General features: G+C 64.3%; 19 protein-coding genes. 11 read left to right on the plus strand and 8 right to left on the minus strand.

Annotation, left to right across the window (positions count from 1 at the left end; all coding sequences use genetic code 11):
* The first annotated feature begins 228 nt into the window (after positions 1 to 228).
* A complete protein-coding gene (locus F0185_RS12500) occupies positions 229 to 1371 on the plus strand; it encodes a hypothetical protein (protein WP_167224843.1) in 1143 nt (380 codons plus the stop codon).
* 90 nt (positions 1372 to 1461) lie between these two features.
* Here the strand turns inward: F0185_RS12500 and F0185_RS12505 are convergent, their stop codons facing one another.
* The 3 genes from F0185_RS12505 to F0185_RS12515 all read right to left on the minus strand — a co-directional run bounded on the left by F0185_RS12505 (position 1462) and on the right by F0185_RS12515 (position 3212).
* Complete coding sequence (locus tag F0185_RS12505; protein WP_166893741.1) at positions 1462 to 2031, minus strand: YceI family protein; 570 nt, start codon at positions 2029 to 2031, stop codon at positions 1462 to 1464.
* Positions 2032 to 2102: 71 nt separating this feature from the next.
* On the minus strand, positions 2103 to 2657 hold the full coding sequence (locus tag F0185_RS12510) for a YceI family protein (RefSeq protein ID WP_167224845.1): 555 nt from the start codon (positions 2655 to 2657) through the stop codon (positions 2103 to 2105).
* Positions 2658 to 2684: 27 nt separating this feature from the next.
* Positions 2685 to 3212 (minus strand): cytochrome b, encoded by a 528-nt coding sequence (locus F0185_RS12515; RefSeq protein WP_167224847.1) that lies wholly within the window; start codon positions 3210 to 3212, stop codon positions 2685 to 2687.
* A gap of 185 nt (positions 3213 to 3397) precedes the next feature.
* On the opposite strand from F0185_RS12515, the gene F0185_RS12520 reads away from it, so the two are divergent.
* Positions 3398 to 5320: a TOL_0244 family TonB-dependent receptor gene (locus F0185_RS12520; protein WP_167224849.1), complete on the plus strand. Its 1923-nt coding sequence runs from the start codon at positions 3398 to 3400 to the stop codon at positions 5318 to 5320.
* A complete protein-coding gene (locus F0185_RS12525; RefSeq protein ID WP_167224851.1) occupies positions 5317 to 5769 on the plus strand; it encodes a zinc-ribbon domain containing protein in 453 nt (150 codons plus the stop codon). Before F0185_RS12520 ends, F0185_RS12525 begins: the two co-directional genes overlap by 4 nt.
* Positions 5770 to 6042: 273 nt before the next feature.
* On the opposite strand, the gene F0185_RS12530 is transcribed toward F0185_RS12525, so the two are convergent.
* Both F0185_RS12530 and purB read right to left on the minus strand, forming a co-directional pair.
* Complete coding sequence (locus F0185_RS12530) at positions 6043 to 6624, minus strand: glycine zipper 2TM domain-containing protein (RefSeq protein WP_167224853.1); 582 nt, start codon at positions 6622 to 6624, stop codon at positions 6043 to 6045.
* Between the two features lie 142 nt (positions 6625 to 6766).
* Positions 6767 to 8146 (minus strand): adenylosuccinate lyase, encoded by a 1380-nt coding sequence (gene purB / locus F0185_RS12535; protein ID WP_167224855.1) that lies wholly within the window; start codon positions 8144 to 8146, stop codon positions 6767 to 6769.
* 177 nt (positions 8147 to 8323) lie between these two features.
* On the opposite strand from purB, the gene F0185_RS12540 reads away from it, so the two are divergent.
* The 7 genes from F0185_RS12540 to F0185_RS12570 all read left to right on the plus strand — a co-directional run bounded on the left by F0185_RS12540 (position 8324) and on the right by F0185_RS12570 (position 17707).
* Positions 8324 to 8932 carry a glutathione S-transferase C-terminal domain-containing protein gene (locus tag F0185_RS12540; protein WP_167224857.1) on the plus strand — a complete coding sequence of 203 codons (609 nt, stop codon included), beginning with the start codon at positions 8324 to 8326 and terminating at the stop codon, positions 8930 to 8932.
* A 17-nt stretch (positions 8933 to 8949) separates the two neighbouring features.
* Positions 8950 to 9996 carry a LacI family DNA-binding transcriptional regulator gene (locus tag F0185_RS12545; protein ID WP_229476975.1) on the plus strand — a complete coding sequence of 349 codons (1047 nt, stop codon included), beginning with the start codon at positions 8950 to 8952 and terminating at the stop codon, positions 9994 to 9996.
* Positions 9997 to 10200: 204 nt separating this feature from the next.
* Positions 10201 to 12483 carry a TonB-dependent receptor domain-containing protein gene (locus F0185_RS12550; protein ID WP_167224859.1) on the plus strand — a complete coding sequence of 761 codons (2283 nt, stop codon included), beginning with the start codon at positions 10201 to 10203 and terminating at the stop codon, positions 12481 to 12483.
* 57 nt (positions 12484 to 12540) lie between these two features.
* On the plus strand, positions 12541 to 14385 hold the full coding sequence (locus F0185_RS12555; RefSeq protein ID WP_229476976.1) for an alpha-amylase family glycosyl hydrolase: 1845 nt from the start codon (positions 12541 to 12543) through the stop codon (positions 14383 to 14385).
* Between the two features lie 55 nt (positions 14386 to 14440).
* On the plus strand, positions 14441 to 15373 hold the full coding sequence (locus tag F0185_RS12560) for a PfkB family carbohydrate kinase (RefSeq protein WP_167224861.1): 933 nt from the start codon (positions 14441 to 14443) through the stop codon (positions 15371 to 15373).
* Positions 15374 to 15390: 17 nt separating this feature from the next.
* Positions 15391 to 16746 (plus strand): MFS transporter, encoded by a 1356-nt coding sequence (locus tag F0185_RS12565; protein ID WP_167224863.1) that lies wholly within the window; start codon positions 15391 to 15393, stop codon positions 16744 to 16746.
* Between the two features lie 37 nt (positions 16747 to 16783).
* Positions 16784 to 17707: a PfkB family carbohydrate kinase gene (locus F0185_RS12570; RefSeq protein WP_167224865.1), complete on the plus strand. Its 924-nt coding sequence runs from the start codon at positions 16784 to 16786 to the stop codon at positions 17705 to 17707.
* A gap of 338 nt (positions 17708 to 18045) precedes the next feature.
* Here F0185_RS12570 and bfr read toward each other — a convergent pair whose 3' ends face one another.
* The 3 genes from bfr to F0185_RS12585 all read right to left on the minus strand — a co-directional run bounded on the left by bfr (position 18046) and on the right by F0185_RS12585 (position 19552).
* Positions 18046 to 18522: a bacterioferritin gene (bfr, locus tag F0185_RS12575; protein WP_166877516.1), complete on the minus strand. Its 477-nt coding sequence runs from the start codon at positions 18520 to 18522 to the stop codon at positions 18046 to 18048.
* Positions 18523 to 18627: 105 nt separating this feature from the next.
* A complete protein-coding gene (locus F0185_RS12580) occupies positions 18628 to 19329 on the minus strand; it encodes an energy transducer TonB (RefSeq protein ID WP_229476977.1) in 702 nt (233 codons plus the stop codon).
* Between the two features lie 7 nt (positions 19330 to 19336).
* Positions 19337 to 19552 carry a (2Fe-2S)-binding protein gene (locus F0185_RS12585; protein ID WP_166877522.1) on the minus strand — a complete coding sequence of 72 codons (216 nt, stop codon included), beginning with the start codon at positions 19550 to 19552 and terminating at the stop codon, positions 19337 to 19339.
* A gap of 225 nt (positions 19553 to 19777) precedes the next feature.
* On the opposite strand from F0185_RS12585, the gene F0185_RS12590 reads away from it, so the two are divergent.
* Positions 19778 to 20044, plus strand: a complete 267-nt coding sequence (locus tag F0185_RS12590) for a FeoA family protein (RefSeq protein ID WP_166893716.1) — start codon at positions 19778 to 19780, stop codon at positions 20042 to 20044.
* The last annotated feature ends 18 nt before the right edge of the window (positions 20045 to 20062 follow it).

Raw genomic sequence — 20062 nt, forward strand, 5'->3', positions numbered from 1 at the left:
GGGGATGACGTCGCCGTCGCCATGCCTACTTTCAGCGCGCCGCCACGCGCACGTCGCCAACCACCCACAAGCCGCGGCAGCGCATTTTCCATGCCATTTGGAAACACCGTTGTTGAGTGCGGCAACGTACGGAAGCATTGTTCAAGCGGGCTTATCGTTTCGTCACTGGCATTGATTTCCAGGTTTGCATGCGAGCCCCGCACATCAAAAATTCGAAAGGAAATTGAAATGAGCAATTACGACACCACGACCCAAAAAGATTCCCGTATGGTCACCGGCCTGTTCCGTGATCGCGACAGTGCAGAGCGGGCTTACAACTCCCTCTCCGACCGCGGCTACAGCAAGGACGACGTCACCTTGATGATGTCGGATGACACCCGCAAAACCTATTTCAACGATACCGATACTGAACTCGGCAGCAAAGCGGCTGAAGGCGCGGGCGTTGGCGCCGGCATCGGCGGCACCATCGGCGCTGTACTGGCTGGCATCGCCGCCGTCGGCACCACCCTGGTCCTGCCTGGCATTGGCCTGGTCGTCGCCGGTCCTATCGCAGCGGCATTGGCCGGTGCTGGCGCTGGCGGTATCGCCGGCGGCCTGGTCGGCGCACTGATTGGCGCGGGCATCCCTGAAGAGCGCGTCGTGCACTACGAAGAAGGCATCAAGAACGGCGGCATCCTGATGGGCGTGAACCCACGTAACGATGACGACGCGACCCACATCGAGCGCAGCTGGACTGAAAACAAAGGTGAGCACATCATTGGTACCGGCGTTGGCGCTGGCGCTGGCGCACTCACCGGCGCCGGCATCGGTGCAGCAGCCGGCCCGATCGGCATGGCCGCTGGCGCCGCCATCGGCGGTATCGCCGGCGGCCTGGCTGGCAAGGGCGCAGCCGAAGTGATCAACCCGAAAGCGGGCGATGACTTGCATGAGCATCACTTTGCCAAGGGCATGGGCGCCGGTAGCGGCGCAGCGATGGGCGCAGCCGCTGGTGCGGTCGGTGGCCCGGTCGGCATGGCAGCGGGCGCTGCGATCGGCGCACTGGCGGGCGGCATGGCCGGTAAAGCAGCTGGCCAACTGGTCAATCCGGAAGAAGAAGCAGCCTACTGGCGCAGCTCGTACCAGACCGCTCCTTACTATTCGCCAGGCTACACCTACGACGACTACGGTCCTGCGTACGAACTCGGCTACAACAGCCGCGGCCGTTATGCCGGCACCAGCTTCGATTCGGTAGAGAACAACCTGTCGGACGAGTGGGATACCGTCAAAGGCAAGTCGCGCCTGAACTGGCAGCAAGCCAAGTCGGCTACCCGCGCAGCGTGGGATAAAGTCGAGCGCGCCATGCCGGGCGACTTCGACCGCGATGGCCGTTAATCCGGGCGTCTCAAGCTGGTAAGCACGTAAAAAAGCCTCGCTTCCCATACAGGAAGCGAGGCTTTTTCACATGTGCCGCAAGCAGCGTGCTTAGTTCTTGACCGCTTCGACCTGGATAGCCAGTTTGACTTCCGGTGCGAACGGCGGCACGGCGTAGCTGATGCCGAAATCGGTGCGCAGGAATTGAGCCGATGCATCGGCGCCGCAGACTTCTTTCTTGTGCATCGGGTGGATGATGCACTTGAACTTGTTGATGGTCAGCGTCACCGGTTTGCTCACGCCGTGCAAGGTCAGGGTGCCTTCGGCCGATACCGGCACGTCGCCCTTGAAGGTGATCGATTTCGACTTGTAGGTCACGTCCTTGAACTTGGCGACGTCGAACATGTCTTCATTCTTGGCGTGCTTGTTCAGTTTTTCGTTACCGAAATCGAGCGAATCGGCATCGATGGTGATGTCGATCGAGCCGGTTTTGGCAGCGCGGTCGAGCACGACGGTGCCTTCGGTCCTGGTGAACTTGCCGCGCAGGATGGAGATACCCATGTGATCGGCTTCGAAGCTCGGGAAGGTGTGGGTCGGGTCGATCTTGTAGGTATCGGCGGCGAAGCTGGCGGTGGCGGTGGCGGCGGCGGCCATGGCGATGATCAGGTGCTTGATTTTCATGTGGTGTCCCTTGATGTACGTTGAAGTGTCGTTTGAATTAAGTGCTTCTCAATGCGTGACGGTACTGCGGTTTACTGCGCCGCGCTGACGCGGAATTTGATGATGACTTCATCGGCGACCATGCTCGTGTCTTTCCACTCGCCATCGCCAATGTTGTAAGTGAGGCGTTTGATGGGCAGCGCGCCATCGAAGGTGTGCTTGCCGGCCTCGCTTTTCACGGTCAGCGGAAAGCTGACATCGGTGGTCTTGCCCTTGATCGACAGCTTGCCGGTAACCGTCATCTTGCCCGGGCCGGCAGCCTTGATTCCCGAAGAGACAAACGTCGCTTTGGGAAACTGTGTGGAATTGAACCAATCCTTCTTGGCCACTTCCTTGTTCATCAGCGGATCGCCCAGGTCCAGGCTGGCCGTGTCGATCTCGACCGTGGCCTTGGCGGCGTCCGGCTTGGCCGCGTCGTAATCGATGCTGGCCGCAAACTTGGTAAACTTCGCTTCGACCGGCACGTTCATCTGCTTGAACGAGGCCGACACCATGCTCTTGCCCGCATCGGTCTTCAGCGGGGCGGCGACGGCGACAACCGCCACGGCCAGCAGGGAGGCAAGCAAAGTGCCATTGGTAAACTTCATACAATCTCCTTGGAATCGATAGGGTGACTACGGCAGCATGCGCTTGAGCACGCCGTCGCGGTCGATGAACTGGTGTTTCAGGGCGGCCGCCAGGTGCAGGGCGACGGCGCCGGCCAGGCCCATGTTGAGCCAGTAGTGGACGGCTTTCAGGACCGGCTTGAGGTCGGGATCGGCAGCGATGATGACCGGCAACTGGAACAGGCCGAAGTACACCACGGGAATACCGGCCGACAAGGTGTAGAAGTAGCCCGACAGCGGCACCGCGAACATCAGCAGGTACAGCATGCCGTGCAGGCCGTGCGCCGCGCCTTTTTGCCAGGCCGGCATGGCGGCCGCATAGGGCGGGGCGGCGTGGGTCAGGCGCCACAGCAGGCGCAGGGCGGCCAGCGCCAGCACCGTCACGCCGGCCCATTTATGCCAGGAATAGTATTTGAGTTTGGTGGGCGTGATGCCGGGAATATCGGTCATCACCAGGCCCATGATGAAGGCGCCCACGATCAGCACGGCGATGAGCCAGTGGAAAACGATCGCGGTGATGGTATAGCGTTCCTGCATGGACCTGCTCCTGGAAATAGTACTCATTAGGACTAATATACCAAATAAACAGCATTGTCGCTTGCGAAGGGCAGATTACCATAGTGCGCGCCTTGCGCAGACGTATCCGTATTGTAAAATTGCTTGAGGCCCAGTTCATTCATTGAGCATGGGAATGGCCGCTGCATTGATTAGCCTGGAATGCCATGAAGATGACACCGTTGCGCTGGATCGCCCTTGCTCCGCTGTTGCTGGCCCTGCCCGCGGCCGCGCAGTTGTCGGCTGTCGCGGCCAAGGCCATGGCCGACATGTCGATCGAGGAACTGGCCAATATCGAGGTGACGTCGGTGTCGAAAAAGCCGGAACGCCTGGCCGCCGCGGCCGCTTCCGTGTTCGTGATCACGGCCGACGATATCCGCCGCTCCGGCGTGGCCACCTTGCCCGAAGCGTTGCGCCTGGCGCCCAACCTGCAAGTGGCGCAAACCAGCGGCTACGGTTACGCCATCAGCGCGCGCGGTTTGAATACCAGCCGCAACACCGTTCCCAACAAGTTGCTGGTGCTGATCGACGGGCGCTCGGTGTACTCGCCCTTCTTTTCCGGCGTGACCTGGGACGCCCAGCAAGTCATGCTCGAAGACATCGAGCGGATCGAAGTCATCAGCGGGCCCGGCGGCACTTTGTGGGGTGTCAATGCCGTCAACGGCGTTATCAACATCAGCACGCGTGCCGCCAGCGCCACCCGGGGCAGCCTGGTGGTGCTGCGCGCCGGCCAGCGCGGCAATCATGTGGCGGTGCGCCAGGGCGCGGGCGACTGGCGGGTGCAGGCCAGCTATCTCAACGAGCGCCATACCGAGCTGGCCAGCGGCGCGCCCGTCAACGATGCGCGCCACCAGTGGCAGGCCGGGATGCGGCGCGACTGGGGCGGCGGCGCCGACCTGTTCAGCGTGGTCGGCAACGCCTATCGGGGCGTACTCGACCAGCCCGAACCGGGCTCGATCTCCACCGGCGGCAAACTCGACCTGGGTGCGATCGGCTCGTCCGGCGCCAGCCTGACGGCGCACTGGACCCATGCGCTGGCCCGTGGCGGCAGCCTGACGCTGCAAGGCTACATCGACCACAGCGAGCGCGACGTGCCGCCGACCTATGCCGAGCGCATCCAGGTGGCCGACCTGCAATTCCAGCACAGTTTGCCCGCCGGCAGTCTCGGGCAACTGGTGTGGGGCGCCAATGTGCGCCACACCTGGGATGCGGTGACCAATAGCGCAACGGTCGCCTTCTTGCCGGCCAAGGTCGAGCAGGACTGGTACAGCCTGTTCGCGCAGGATGAGCTTGCCTTGCGCGAGAACCTGCGCCTGGTCCTCGGCGCGCGGGTCGAGCACAATGATTACACCGGCGTCGAGTTTTTGCCCAGCATGCGCCTGGCGTGGCAGGTAGCACCGCAGCATGCGCTGTGGAGCGGCGTCTCGCGCACGGTGCGCGCGCCATCGCGGCTCGACGCCGACACCTTTGTTCCCGGCAAGCCCCCGTATCTCCTGCGCGGCGGGCCGCAGGTGCGTTCCGAAGTGGCCAAGGTGTTCGAGCTCGGCTATCGCGGCCAGCCGCTGGCGCAGCTGTCGTACTCGGCCACCGTGTTTCACAACCGCTACGACTATTTGCGTACCCAGGAATACAACGTGGCCGGCGGTTTTTTGACCTTCGACAGCAAAATGGAAGGCAAGTCGAGCGGCATCGAGATGTGGGGCAGCTACCAGGCCACGCCCTGGTGGCGCTTGAATGCCGGCTGGCTGGCGCTGCACCAGCGCTTTGCCCTCAAGGCGGGCAGCAACGACGCGCCCGCGCCGCGCACCAGCGGACGCGACCCGTCGCACACGGCGCAGCTGCGATCGACCTTCACCTTGCCGGGCGACAAGGAACTGGAAGTGGCGGTGCGCAAGGTGGCGCGGCTCGACAGCGACAAGGTGCCCGGCTACCGCGCGCTCGACGCCCGCCTGGCCTGGCGCGTGTGGCCCGATCTGACGCTGTCGGTGTCGGGGAATAACCTGAACGGCGCGCATGCCGAATACGGGCCGCTGGCCACGCGCAGCGAAGTGCCGCGCGAAATCGCGGTCAAGCTGGTGTGGATGCATTGAAGAAGAAAAAAGTGGCGTCGCCGCTGGCCACCGCGCCGGCCGTTCCGCGCCAGTGGTCGGAAAAAAGCCAGGGATCGGTGGCGGCGTCGTTTCGCACGCACTATACCGATCGGGCTTACCGTTGCCATACCTGCCGCAAGGATGTCGTGTTCACGGCGGCCGAGCAGAAAATCGCGTACGAAGTCAAGAAGACCCACATCGCTGTGCGGCGCGTGCTGTGCGAAGCGTGCTGGAAAGAGAGCCATGTGGTGGCGCAGAAAATTGCCGCATGCGAGGTGCGCTGGGCCGGGTCGAAGCACGTGTTGGCGCGCGATGCGGAATTTCTGTCGGCGTGGAGCGGGTTGCTTCTGGAACATCAGCACTACGGCGCCAGGGAGAACAGCGCGGCAAAAAATATGCTGCGCAAATTACTCGACCGGGCCATCGGCGCGGACGCGCAGAATGAATAACGGGTGTCCGCCCCCGGTGTCAGGTCTGACATTCGGACACGAGCTAAGCTGTAAGTGCCGCTTTTACAGCCGAGGTCGTGTCCGAATGTCAGCGCAGTAATCGGCGGGGTGCGCCGAAAATCGCGCCGAAGCAAGCACCTTATATAACTGGCAGATATGAAAACCGCTGTCCTTATGGTGTTTGCTTAAGAGACCTGACACCGGCTTGGACACCGGCTTGACAGACACCGGCTTCTGCTGACACCGGCTGGAGACGCTTGAGGCGCCGCCGGATTACTTGTTACGGTTGGCGATTTCGTTGCCCAGGAAGCCGCCGCCGATCACACCGGCTACCGTGGCAATTTTCTTGCCTTTGCCGCCGCCAATCTGGTTACCGAGCAGGCCGCCAATGACCGCGCCGGTGCCGATGCCCACGTAGTTAGGGCCGCTGGCTTGCTGGACCGGTTCGCGATAGGCCGGCTGGGCGCGGTAGCTCGGCTCCTGGCGCTGGGCGACGCGGGTGTGCTGCGGCGCGCGGTGCACCACTTTCTTCACGGCCGGTTTCTGGTACACCCGCTCCGGTTCAGGCTGCGCCTGTGCGGCCGGCGGCGAATATTTCGCTACCAGCATTTGCGCATCGGCCAGTTGCTGCGCGGTCGGCGCCGGCTGGGCCACCAGCACCGCTGGTGCGACCGGCGCGGCCAGCGCTTGCGGAGCGACCAGTGCTTGCGGCGCCGTCGCCACGCTGCTGTCGGCCTTGGAGCTTGGAAGCAGGCCGGTGATTGCCGCCGTGCCCGCCACGCTGACCGCGATGACCGACAGCGCCGCTGCCGCCATTAATGGATGAATACGCGAGAGAGTGTTGACCTGTTCCATGATAGTGCTCCTGTTCGTTTGATCTTGAGTAAAAGATTAACGCAGGGAAGCTCCGCCAGATAGACGGAAACCCGTATCAGTCGTAAGTGAATGTAAAACGGGCCCGCAGGCCCGTTTTGCAACTTGGCGTGAAACGCGGCGCTTAAATGGCCTTGGCCAGCTTGGCGGCAATGCCCACGTAGTTCGACGGCGTCATCGCCAGCAGCAAGTCCTTGGCGTCTTGCGGAATCGCCAGGGTCAGCACGAATTCACGCAGCGCCACTTTCGAAATGCCCTTGCCGCGCGTCAGTTCCTTGAGCTGCTCGTACGGGTTTTCGATGCCATAGCGACGCATCACGGTCTGCACCGGCTCGGCCAGCACTTCCCAGTTCGCGTCCAGGTCCTGCTCCAGGCGCGCCGCGTTCACTTCCAGCTTGTTCAGGCCGCGCAGGCAGCTGTCGTAGGCCAGCAGGGCGTAGCCGAAACCGACGCCGATATTGCGCAGCACGGTCGAGTCGGTCAGGTCGCGCTGCATGCGCGAGACCGGCAGCTTTTCCGCCATGTGCTTGAGCACGGCATTGGCCAGGCCCAGGTTGCCTTCGGAATTTTCGAAGTCGATCGGGTTGACCTTGTGCGGCATGGTCGACGAACCGATCTCGCCAGCCTTGGTGGTTTGCTTGAAGTAACCGAGCGAAATGTAGGCCCAGATATCGCGGTTCAGGTCCAGCAAGATGGTGTTGGTGCGCGCGATCGCGTCGAACAGCTCGGCCATGTAGTCGTGCGGCTCGATCTGGATGGTGTACGGGTTGAAGGTCAGGCCGAGGCGCTGCTCGATCACGTTCTTCGAGAAAGTTTCCCAGTCAAAATCAGGATAGGCCGCCAGGTGGGCATTGTAATTGCCGACCGCGCCGTTCATCTTGCCCAGGATTTCCACGTCGGCGATGCGCTGCACTGCGCGTTTCAGGCGTGCGACGACGTTCGCCATTTCCTTGCCCAGGGTGGTCGGGCTGGCCGTCTGCCCGTGCGTGCGCGAAAGCATCGGCAGCTCGGCATTGGCATGCGCGATCTGGGTCAGCCTGGCGATCAGGCCCTGCAGCGCCGGCAGCATCACGCCGTCGCGCGCGGCCTTGAGCATCATCCCGTGCGAGGTGTTGTTGATATCTTCCGAGGTGCAGGCAAAGTGGATGAACTCGGTCGCCGCGACCAGTTCCGGCACGTCCTTGACCTGTGCCTTGAGCCAGTACTCGACCGCCTTGACGTCATGGTTGGTGACCGCTTCCTCTTTCTTGATGGCGGCCGCGTCGGCTTCGCTGAAATCGCTGGCCAGCTTGTCGAGCAAGGCCGTCGCTTCGGCCGAGAACGGCTTGAGTTCGGCGAAGCCCGCTTGCGACAGTGCTTGCAACCAAGAAATTTCCACCTTGACGCGGTGGTGCATGAAGCCGGCTTCGGACAGGATCGGGCGCAGTTTGTCGGTCTTGGCGGCGTAGCGGCCGTCCAGCGGGGACAGGGCCGACAGCGTGGAGTAAGGAGCGGTAGAGGTCATGGGAGAGGGCGCTTATGGCGGAGTAGAGGAGTGGTGTGCATTGCAGCAAAGAGCGCCATTTTACCACTGGCGGCCTTGTCAAGCCGGTGTTGCTGGCATGTTGCCGGGCCGGTTTCGAGGCCATCGCAGGGCGGGCGCGATGCTATACTGTCAGCCAATCGTTCACTCTAAGCATCTATGAAACTCATCGGTTCCACCGCCAGTCCGTTTGTCCGCAAGGTTCGTGTCGTCATGGCCGAGAAAAAGCTCGACTATGATTTCGAGCTCGAGAACGTCTGGACGGCCGAAACCCGGATTCATCTGTCCAATCCGCTGGGCAAGGTGCCGTGCCTGATCATGGAAGACGGCAGCTCGATGTACGATTCGCGCGTCATTGTCGAGTACATCGACACCCTCACGCCGGTCTGCAAGCTGCTCCCGCCGAACGGGCGCGACCGCTCCGACATCAAGGTCTGGGAAGCGCTGGCCGACGGCGTGCTCGATGCCGCCGTACTGGTGCGCCTGGAAAAAACCCTGCGCCCGGAAGAGCAGCAGAGCGCGGCCTGGATCGAACGCCAGATGGGCAAGGTGCATGCCGGCCTGGCGATGCTCTCGACCAACCTGGGCGAGTCGCCTTTCTGCAAGGGCAACCATTACACCCTGGCCGACGTCGCCGTCGGCTGCGCGCTCGGCTGGATCGCCTTCCGCTTCCCCGAGATCGACTGGCGCACCGACTACCCGAACCTGGCCAAGCTGTTCGACAAGCTCTCCGAGCGCCAGTCGTTCAAAGACACGGTGCCGTTCTAAACGCGCACTGCGGGGCAATGGGTACTTCTCCACCGGATCACGCTGCAGGCAGCGCCGCACAAAAGCGTTTGCAGATGGCCGACATCGCGCGCCTTGCCGGCGTGTCGAAAGCGACCGTCTCGCGCGCGTTGAACCGCAGCCCGCTGGTCAACGAGGAAACCCGCACCCGCATCCTGGAGCTGGCCAGTTCCCTCAAGTACACCATCAATATCGGCGCGCAGAACCTGCGGCTCAAGCAGAACCGCACGATCGGCGTGGTGGTTCCCTACGATTCGACGACGCGCCAGCATTTGTCCGATCCGTTTTTCCTGAGCATGCTCGGCAGCCTGGCCGATGCGCTGACCGAGCGCGGTTTCGACATGCTGCTCTCGCGCGTGGACGCCGAGCAGCTCGACGCGGCCGCCATGCCTTTCGATACCGGGCGCGTGATCGGCCTGATCCTGATCGGCCAGTGGCGCCATCACGACCAGCTCAACGGGCTGGCGGCGCGCCACGTGCCGATCGTCGTGTGGGGCGCGCAGCTGCCGCAGCAGCTCTACACCACCGTCGGCGGCGACAACGTCAGCGGCGGCATGCTGGCCACCGAACACTTGATCGCGGCGGGGCGCAGGCGCATCGCGTTTTTTGGCGATATCAACCTGCCTGAAGTCGCGCAGCGCTACAGCGGCTATTGCAACGCGCTGGCCAGGCATGGCTTGCCGCTTGACCCGCAACTGCGGGTGTCGGTGTCGTTCCTGCCCGAGGGCGGCGACCAGGCGGTGCGCGAGATCGAGCGCCGCGCCGTGCCCTACGATGCGGCGTTTGCCTGCAGCGACTTGCTGGCGATGACCGCGATTAACACCCTGCGCGCGCTCGGCAAGCAGGTGCCCGGTGATGTCGCCGTGGTCGGTTATGACGACATCGAACTGTCGACTTACTTCCATCCGCCGCTGACCACGATCCGCCAGCCGATCCGCGCCGCCGGACAGGCCTTGGTGGGGGCGCTGCTGGCGATCATCGACAGCAAGCCGGCCGGCTCCTTGCAATTGCCGACCGAGCTGATCGTCCGCGCGACGTCCGCCTGATCTTCCATTTGTATTTTCCTTGCAGCGCCTGTCCGACGAAGATGTAATCGGTTGCATTAATCCGCTATGTTGTGGAAAAAACGCCTCATTTCTTTGTATTGAAAGAAAATGCAATCGATTGCATTAAAAAATTGCATGAGTCATAATCTGCTCGCACACACCAATAAGCGCCGGTCTACGGCGCATCCCCTACCGGAGGAGACTATGACATTCCAGACCACCCGCATGGCTGCGGCCGTGTCCATCGCGGTGCTTCACATCGGCGCCGCCGCCCAGCAAACCCCGTCCACCGAGGCGCTCGCCACCGATGGCCTGAACATGGAGCGCGTCGTCGTCACCGGCACCAGCGGCGGCGCGTCGAAAATGAAGTCGAGCGTCTCGGTCAGCACCATGGAGCTCGACGCCGTCCTCAAGACCGCGCCCACCAGCGCGGCCGACGTGCTGCGCGCTATCCCTGGCGTGCGCTCGGAGTCATCCGGGGGCGAAGGCAATGCCAACATCTCGATGCGCGGCGTGCCGGTGTCGGCCGGCGGCGCGCGCTACGTGCAGATCCAGGAAGACGGCCTGCCGGTGCTGCAATCGGGCGACTTCAACTTCATCACGCCCGACAGCTACGTCAAGATCGACGGCGGCCTCGATCACCTGGAAGTGGTGCGCGGCGGTTCCGCATCGACCCTGGCCAGCAACGCGCCGGGCGGCATCATCAACTTCATCAGCAAGACCGGGGTGGAGAAGGGCGGCAGCGTCGGCCTGACCAAGGGCCTCGATTACGACACCACGCGGGTCGACTTCGACTACGGCGCGCCCTTGTCGGACAAGACGCGCTTCTTCGTGGGCGGCTTTTACCGGTACGGCGAAGGCATCCGCAAGACCGGCATGCACACCGAACAGGGTGGCCAGATCCGCGCCAATGTCACCCATGAACTCGAGCATGGCTTCATCCGCTTGTCGTTCAAGCACGTCAATGACAAAACGCCGGCCGGCCTGCCTGTGCCGGTCCAGGTGAGCAACAAGGTCATCTCCGAGATCCCCGGCATCGATCCGCGCGAGGTGAGCTTCTATTCGCCGCACTGGGTGCGCGACGTCACGCTCGCCAAGGATAACGGCAAGGTCGCCAGCGATGTGAACGATGGCCTGGCCGTCAAGAGCACCGCCATCGGCCTGGAAGCGCGCTTCACCCTGGGCGACGCCTGGAGCCTGAGCGAAAACCTGCGCTGGTCGGATAACACGGGCCGCTTTATCGGCGTCTTCGCGGGCAACAACGGCAGCATTGGCGACTACACTTTCGCCACCGGGCCGAACGCCGGCAAGGCCTACAGCGGCCGCGCCTTTTCCGCAGTGGTATTCAATACCTCGATCGACGACGCCGGCGCCGTGTTCAACGACACCCGGCTGTCGAAGACCTTTACCCTGGACCAGGGCACCAGGCTGACCGCCACGGGCGGCCTGTACCTGTCCGTGCAAAACCTCGGGCTGACCTGGAACTTCAACGAGTACCTGATGCAGGCCAGCGGCGACCAGCCGGCGCTGCTGGGCACCGCCAGCGCCACCCCGGGCCTGGTCGGACCGGCGTTCGGCGCCTGCTGTTCGCGCGCGGTCGACATGCAATACAAGCTGCGCTCTCCTTACGTGAACCTGGGTGTCGAGCGCGGCGCATTGAATGTCGATGCCAGCCTGCGGCGCGACATGCAAAGCGCCAGCGGCAGCGCCAACATCGCCACCGGCGCCACGCGCTACGATCCGGTGACGGCGCAGCGGGTCGACTATGACCTTGCGCGCACCTCGTATTCGGTGGGCGGCAACTACAAGCTGGGCACCGGCCTGGCGGTGTTCGCGCGCGCCAGCGACGGCGTCGCCTTCAATGCGGACCGCATCCTGTTCGGCTCTCCGCTGGACGGCAGCGCGCCGGTCAGCATCAACACGGTCAAGCAGCTCGAAGGCGGCGTCAAATGGCGCAAGGGCGGCATCAGTACCTTCGCCACCGTGTTCCAGGCCAGGACGCGCGAATCGAATTACGAGGCGACGACGCAGCGCAGCACCGCCAACAGCTACGACGCCAAGGGCGTCGAGCTGGAAGCGGCCTACAACGGCGGCGCGCTGCGCGTGGCCGGCGGCCTGACCTGGACCCATGCCAGGATCACCGCCACCGCGCCCGGCGCCGAAGCCGTCATCGGCAATACGCCGCGGCGCCAGGCCAAGGTGGTGTACCAGCTCACGCCGAGCTACGTCATTGGGGACGCCAGCTTCGGCGTGAGCGCGATCGGCACCGGAAAATCGTGGGCCGACGACGCGCACACGATCATCATGCCGGCCTATGCGGTCGTGCATGGCTTTTTCAATTACCAGTTGGGCGAGCGTACCCAGCTCGCGTTGAGCGCGAACAACCTGTTCAACAAGATCGGCTACACCGAAGTCGAAAGCGACGGCCATGCCGCCCGTTCGATCAGCGGCCGTGCGATCAAGGCCAGCATCAGGTACGCATTCTAAGCCCCGCCGCGGCCGGCGCGTCCACCCTGCGCCGGCCGCGGCCTTTTTTTGGCCACCATGACCACTTTCTCACCGCAGCAGCGCATGCTCGACGCGCTGCCTCTTCACCTGCGCGAGCAGGCGGCGCAGCGCTACGCCCGGCACGAACCGGTACTGCTGGACCGCCTGCAGCGGCTGTACGGCCATCGCGCCGATTTTCACGCGTGGTACGCGGACCTGATGGGCGCCGTTGGCGCGCTGCACGGCGCGCGTTCGCCGGAACTGCTGGCGCAAGATGCCCGGCGCGCCGCCGATCCCGCCTGGTTCACCAGCGAGCACATGCTCGGCTACAGCGCCTACGTGCAGCAGTTCGGCGGCAGCCTGCGCGGCGTCATCGGCCGCATCGCCCACCTGCGCGAGATGGGTGTGACTTACCTGCACCTGCTGCCGTTCCTGCGCCCGCGCGCCGGCGACAGCGACGGCGGCTTTGCCGTGGCCAGCTTCGACGAGGTCGATCCGGCCCTCGGCAGCGCGGCCGACCTGCTGGACCTGACGGCGGCGCTGCGCGGCGCCGGCATCAGCCTGTGCTGCGACCTTGTGCTCAATCACGTGGCCGACGATCACGCCTGGGCGCTTGGCGCCAAGGATGGCGACGCGGCGTTGCGCGACTACTTCCATGTTTTCCCCGGGCGCGAACAGCCGGACCGCTACGAACAGACGGTAGGCCAGATTTTCCCCGAGACGGCGCCCGGCAACTTCACCTGGGTCGATCCGATGCAGGCTTGGGTCTGGACCACCTTCTATCCCTTCCAGTGGGACCTGAACTACGCCAATCCACACGTGCTGGCGGCGATGGTGCGCAGCCTGCTGGGCCTTGCCAACCGTGGCGTGGAAGTGTTCCGGCTCGATTCGACCGCCTTCCTGTGGAAGCGCGAGGGCAGCGACTGCATGAACCAGCCGGAGGCGCACGAACTGCTGCAGGTGCTGCGCGCGATCGTGGAGATCGCGGCGCCCGGGGTGCTGCTCAAGGCCGAAGCCATCGTACCCACGCGCGAACTGCCCGCCTACTTCGGCGACGCCGGCGGCGCGGCGCGCGAATGCCACCTGGCCTACCACAGCACCTTGATGGCGGCCGGCTGGGCCGCGCTGGCCGAGCAGGACGCCGGCCTGCTGCGCGCTGTCGCCGCCGCCACGCCGGCACTGCCGCCGGCCGCCAGCTGGCTGACCTATGTGCGCTGCCACGACGACATCGGCTGGAACGTGCTGCGCGCGGAGGCCGAGTCACCGCGGCGGCTGGCCGCGATCGCCGATTTTTACGGGGGCGGCGACAGCGCCAGCTTCGCGGCCGGCGTGGCGTTCCAGACCAGCGCCGGGCGCGCCGTGCATGGCACCAATGGCAGCGCCGCCGCGCTGGCGGGCCTGGAGACGGCCCGCGGCCCGCAGCAGGAGGCATGCGCGCTGCGCCGCCTGATGCTGCTGCATGGCCTGGCGCTGGTCTTCGGCGGCATGCCGATGCTGTACATGGGCGATGAACTGGGCATGGAAAACGATTACGCGTATCTCGACGATGCCGAGCGCGCGCGCGACACGCGCTGGGTGCAGCGCGCACCGTTCGACCAGCTGCGTTACGCGCAGCGCCACGATCCATCGACGCCAGCCGGGCGTGTGTTTGGCGCCTTGCGCGCGCTGCTTGAACGGCGGCGCAGCCTGCCGGTGCTGGCCGCCGATGCGCCGCGCGCGCTGCTCGAGACGCCCTACCCCGCCTTGCTGGCGCTGGCGCGCGGTGAGCGTTTTCTGAGCCTGTCGAATTTTTCGGCGCAGCCGCTCTCGCTGCGCCTGTCCGATATCGGCGCGGGGCAGTGGCCGGGCGCGGGCGACGTGATCGCGCTGGCGCCCTGGGACATGCTGTGGCTGGAGCGTTGAGCGTAGTATGATTTTTAACGATGGATCAAGTTCAATGAGGGCGGCGGACATGCAGATGGCGACAGGATCGATCGTGCTGTTCGGGGAGGCGCTGGTGGACGATTTCGTTAGCGAGCAGGTGGTGGGCGGCGCGCCCTTCAACGTGGCGCGCCACCTGGCGGCATTCGGCAGCGCGCCCTTGATGATCACGCGGATCGGCAACGACCAGGCCGGCGCGCTGCTGCGCGCGCAATTCGAACGTTTCGGCCTGGCGCAGCAGGGTTTGCAGCACGACCCCACCGAGCCGACCGGACGCGTGCTGGTCGAACTCGGCGAGCACGGTCATCGCTTCACCATCCTGCCCGACCAGGCCTATGACCGCATCGACAGCGCCGCCGCGCTGGCCGCGGCCGCAGCATGCACGCCATCGACCGTGTATTTCGGCACGCTGGCGCAGCGCCACCCGACCTCGCGCGCGGCGCTGCGCGCGCTGTTGCGCTCCTGCGACGCAGTGCGCTACCTGGACCTGAATGTGCGCGAAGGCCAGGTCAGCGAGCGCTGCGTGTTCGAGTCGCTGCACGAGGCCGACATCGTCAAGGTCAATGAAGAGGAACTGCGGGACCTGTTCGGCTGGTACACCCACACACGCCAGGACACCGGCGACATGGGCGGCAGCGGCGTGCGCGGCGCCTGCGCGGCCTTGATCCGCATCTTCGCGCTCGACGCCCTGATCGTCACGCTCGGGCCGCGCGGCTCGGTGTACTTCGGCGCCGACGGCGCCACCGTGGTCCATGCCGATACCGTCAAGCCGGCGCGCATGGTCGACACGGTCGGCGCCGGCGACGCCTTTTCCGCGCTCTTCTTGCTGGGGCGCGAGCGTGGCTGGCCGCTCGAGCTCACCCTGGCGCGCGCCAACGAGTTTGCCGGCGCCGTCTGCGCCATTGCCGGCGCGGTGCCGGCCGAACGCGCCTTTTACGCGCCCTACGTCGCGCGCTGGCTCTCCGACTGACCCCACGAAAGAGCGCCATGTCGACCACCAAACCCACCTTGTCGTTCTGGCAGATCGTGAACATGAATGTCGGATTCTTCGGCATCCAGTTCAGCTTCGGCCTGCAGCAAAGCAGCATGAGCCCGATCTACAACTACCTCGGCGCCGACGAGGCCAGCCTGCCCTATCTGTGGCTGGCCGGCCCGGTGACGGGGCTGATCGTCCAGCCCATCGTGGGCGCCATGAGCGACCGCACCGTCACGCGCTGGGGGCGGCGCACGCCGTACTTCCTGCTCGGCGCGATCCTGTGCAGTATCGGCCTGCTGTGCATGCCGTTCAGTCCCACCCTGTGGATGGCCGCCAGCCTGCTGTGGATTCTCGACGCGGCCAACAATGTGACGATGGAACCGTACCGCGCTTTTGTGAGCGACAAGCTCGATCCCGCCCAGCATTCGCTGGGCTTCATGACCCAGAGCGCGTTCACGGGACTGGGGCAGACCCTGGCCTACCTCACGCCGTCGCTGCTGGTGCTGGCGGGGATGAACAAGGATGCCGTCAATGCCAGCCAGATCCCGCACATCGTCATTGCCGCGTTCTTGATCGGCGCGGTGTTTTCGATCGCGTCGGTGCTGTGGACGGTCAAGACCACCGGGGAGCATCCCTTGAGCGCGCGCGAGGTGATGGCGCTGCGCGACCGGCCGCGTGGCTTCATGCACACCCTGCGCGAGATCGGCAGCGCGATGCGCGAGATGCCGCCGACGATGAAGCAGCTGGCGCTGGTCAAGCTGTTCCAGTGGTACGCCATGTTCTGCTACTGGCAATACATCACGCTGTCGCTGGCCACCACCCTCTACGGCACCACCGACCCGGCCTCGCAGGGCTTTCGCGACGCCGGGCTACTCAATGGCAAGGTCGGCGCGTTCTATAACTTCGTTGCCTTTATCGGCGCCTTCGCGCTGGTGCCGTACACGCGCCGCTACGGACCGAAGGCTACGCATTGCGTGTGCCTGGCGCTGGCCGGGATCGGCATGCTGGCGATTCCCCAGATCCGGTCGCCGGCGCTGCTGTTGATACCGATGGTGGGCATTGGCCTGGCCTGGGCCAGTATCATGGGCAACCCGTACATCATGCTGGCCGGGAGCATTCCGCCCGAGCGCACCGGCGTCTACATGGGCATCTTTAACATGTTCATCGTGATCCCGATGATCATCCAGATTGTCACGCTGCCGCTGTACTACCGCAGTTGGCTTGGCGGCAATCCCGAGAACGTTATAATGCTGGCCGGCGCCCTCATGCTGTGCGCGGCGGCGGCTGTGCTGCGCGTGAAGGTCGATCGGGCGGGGCGCGCCGGTGTGCCGCCCGCGCCATCCGCGCTCGCCGGCGCCAAGCCCTAGGCGTTGCCGGCGCCGCAACGCGCAAGGAACGAAGAAGATGACAACCGTAGTGTATGGCGAGGCGCTGGTCGACGACTTCCTCAGCGAGCAGGCGGTAGGCGGCGCGCCGTTCAACGTGGCGCGCCACCTGGCGGCCTTCATGTCGCCGCAACTGGCGATCACCCGCATCGGCGACGACAGGAACGGCGCCATCGTGCGCGCCGAATTCGAGCGCTTCGCCATGTCCGACGCCGGTTTGCAGTTCGATCCGATCGAAGAAACCGGGCGCGTGGTGGCCGAGCGCAACGTGCGCGGCCACCGTTTCGTGATCCTGCCGGGCCAGGCGTACGATTACATCAATCCCGAGCAAGCCCTGGGGGCGCTGGAATCGGTGGCGGCGTCGGCGATCTATTTCGGCACCCTGGCGCAGCGCTGCCCGCGTTCGCGCGACACCCTGTACGCGCTGCTCGACGCCAGCAACGCCACGCGCTACCTCGACCTGAACCTGCGCGAAGGCCAGTTCGACGAGCGCTGCGTGTTCCACTCCCTGCACGCGGCCGATATCGTCAAGGTCAACGAGGAAGAATTGCAGTCGCTGTTCGCGTGGTATGTGGATATCCATCCGAGCGCGCCGCCGCTCGATGGCGACGAGGTGCGCGCGGCGTGCGCGGTGCTGGTGCAGATGTTTGGACTGGAAGCGCTGATCGTGACCCTGGGTCATCGCGGTTCGGTGTACTTCGGCGCCGATGGCGCGGTGATCGTCCATCGCGACAATCCGCTGCCGCCGTTCGTGATCGATTCGGTGGGGGCGGGGGATGCGTTTTCGGCGCTGTTCCTGCTCGGCCGCGTGCGCGGCTGGGCGCTGGAAACGACCCTGGCGCGCGCCAATGAATTCGCCGGCGCGGTGTGCGCGATTCCGGGGGCGATACCGAGGAGCCTCGGCTTTTACGACAAATGGGTGGCGCGCTGGCGCAGTGGCTAAACCACCGTCGCCCCGCGCAGGAGGCTGTCTTAAAAGGGAAGCGTTCAACGACTACCACCGCCTCCAGCACCGTCATTCCCGCGCAGGCGGGAATCCAAGTTCGCTGCTACGCCACGGAATGGGATTCCCGCCTGCGCGGGAACGACGGATAAGAGTCTACCGCCTAGCGGTGATTTTACGTTTTGAGACAGCCTCGCAGGCGGGGGCCCAAGTTCATTCCGCAGCCAGTGACTGAGCGGAAGACTTGGGCCCCCGCCGAGGGCCGCCTTGGCGCGGGGGCGACGGTTTTGCAGTCAGCGGTATATGCCGACGGTTTTTGAAGCTAACGCGATATCTGATTAAGCGTGCTCGCCCATCTGGCTCTGCAGGTAATTCTGAATCCCGACCTTGACGATCAGGTCCAGCTGCGTTTCCAGCCAGTCGATGTGTTCCTCGGTGTCTTCCAGGATCATCAAAAACAAATCGCGGGTGACGTAATCGGCTGCCAGCTCGGCGGCGGCGATGCCTTCCTTGACCGTCGCATGCGCGGCTTGCTCAAGTTTCAGGTCGCATTCGATCATTTCCTGGGTCGATTCGCCGATCAGCAGCTTGTGCAGCGCTTGCAGGTTCGGCAAGCCGTCGAGCATCAGGATGCGGTCGATCAGTTTGTCGGCATGCTTCATTTCGCCGATCGATTCTTCGTATTCTTTCTTGGCCAGCTTCTCCAGGCCCCAGTGACGGTACATGCGCGCATGCAGGAAATACTGGTTGATCGCGGAGAGCTCATTGGTCAGCTGCGCATTGAGCAGCCGGATGACATTCTTGTCGCCCTTCATGGGAGGCTTTCTTTAGTGATGGAGAGTTTCTCCATGATAGCAAAAAACAGGCGTTAACGAGGAAAGACGGCCTCCGGGGCCGTCTTTTTGTTGCTCCGAAACCGATCAGCTGGCGAGCTGGAAGGTCAGCGGAACGATCACATACACCGGCACCGGGTGGCCATCTTCCACGTGCGGCTTGAATACCGCGCGCAGGGCCGCCTGGCGCCCGGCTTCGTCGAGGCGCGACGAACCGGACGAGGACTGCACCTTGACCTGGTCGGGCATGCCTTTTTCATTGACCAGAATCAGCAGCACGACCTTGCCCTGCTCGCCCATGCGCTTGGACATGGTCGGGTACACCGGCTGCGGCGCCTGGATGTATTCCACGCCCGAGCTGATGGTCTTGGGACCGGTCGCCGGCGGCGCCGGCGGCGCGGCCACGACCACCGGGGCGGCCGGCGCTTCGCTCACCACCGGCGCCGACGGGGGCGAGGCGGTAATGGTGTTCTGGAGCGGCGCCTGCACGATCGGCGTGGGCGGCACCACCACCCGCGGGGGCGGGCGCAGCGTGGCCACGGAAACGATTTTCGGCGCGCTCGGGGTGGCCGGCTTGGGCGGCGGCGGCGGGGCCACGAAGCTGACCATGATCGCCTGCGGCAGCGCCACTTCGGCCATGCGGTGCAGCAGGCCGCTCGAAATCAGGTAGAACAGTGCGCCGTGAATGGCGATGACGACCGCGAAGGGGCCGAACTTGGCGCGCAGCTTCGCCACCACGGCAGTGGGATCGCCCATGCCGGGGTCGGTGGAAAAGGTCATTGCGCTCATCGTGGACTCAGGCTGTTTGCGCCGAGCGGAACGACAACTCGGTGGCGTGGATGGTTTTGCTCTCAAGGTGCTGGTTCAGGACTTGCTTGGCGCAACTGGCGCATTTGCCGCAGCAGGTACCCACGCCCAGGTCGCGGCGCAGCTCGGCCATCGACGACAAGCCGAGATCGACCGCCTGACGAATTTCGCGGTCGGAAATGTTATTGCAAACACAGACGATCATCGAAGCACCTTCCTTTCATCAGGGTCGGCGGGCAAAATTGCCGCTTTCACCATAATGAGAATCATTATCATTAAGATTTGTATTCTGTCGCAACTCCAGATCGATTGCAAGTGGTTTACGCAAAAAAGGCCCAACTCCAAATAGAAATAGTTCGCATTTACGTTTATGATGCTAGTATCCAACACGATGTAGCGCGAATTCCACTTATCTTAGTGAACTGACAATATGACTCTTGCCCCCACCCTGATCACGCTCGATGCCCTCGTCCCCGGCCAGAGCGGCACTGTGATCCATATCGCGCCCTGCGCGGCGGACGCGGGTGCCGGCGTGGATGTCACGCGCCGCCTGATGGAGCTCGGCTTCGTGCCGGGCGAATCGATCCGCATGCTCAAGCGCCTGCCGGGCGGCGATCCGGTCGCGGTCAAGGTGGGCGACTCCACCTTCGCGCTGCGCCGCTTCGAGGCGTCGCTGGTGTCGGTCAAACCGGATTAAACGAAAACACGACGGAAA

The sequence above is a fragment of the Massilia rubra genome (assembly GCF_011682065.1).
Lineage (GTDB): Bacteria > Pseudomonadota > Gammaproteobacteria > Burkholderiales > Burkholderiaceae_D > Telluria_A > Telluria_A rubra.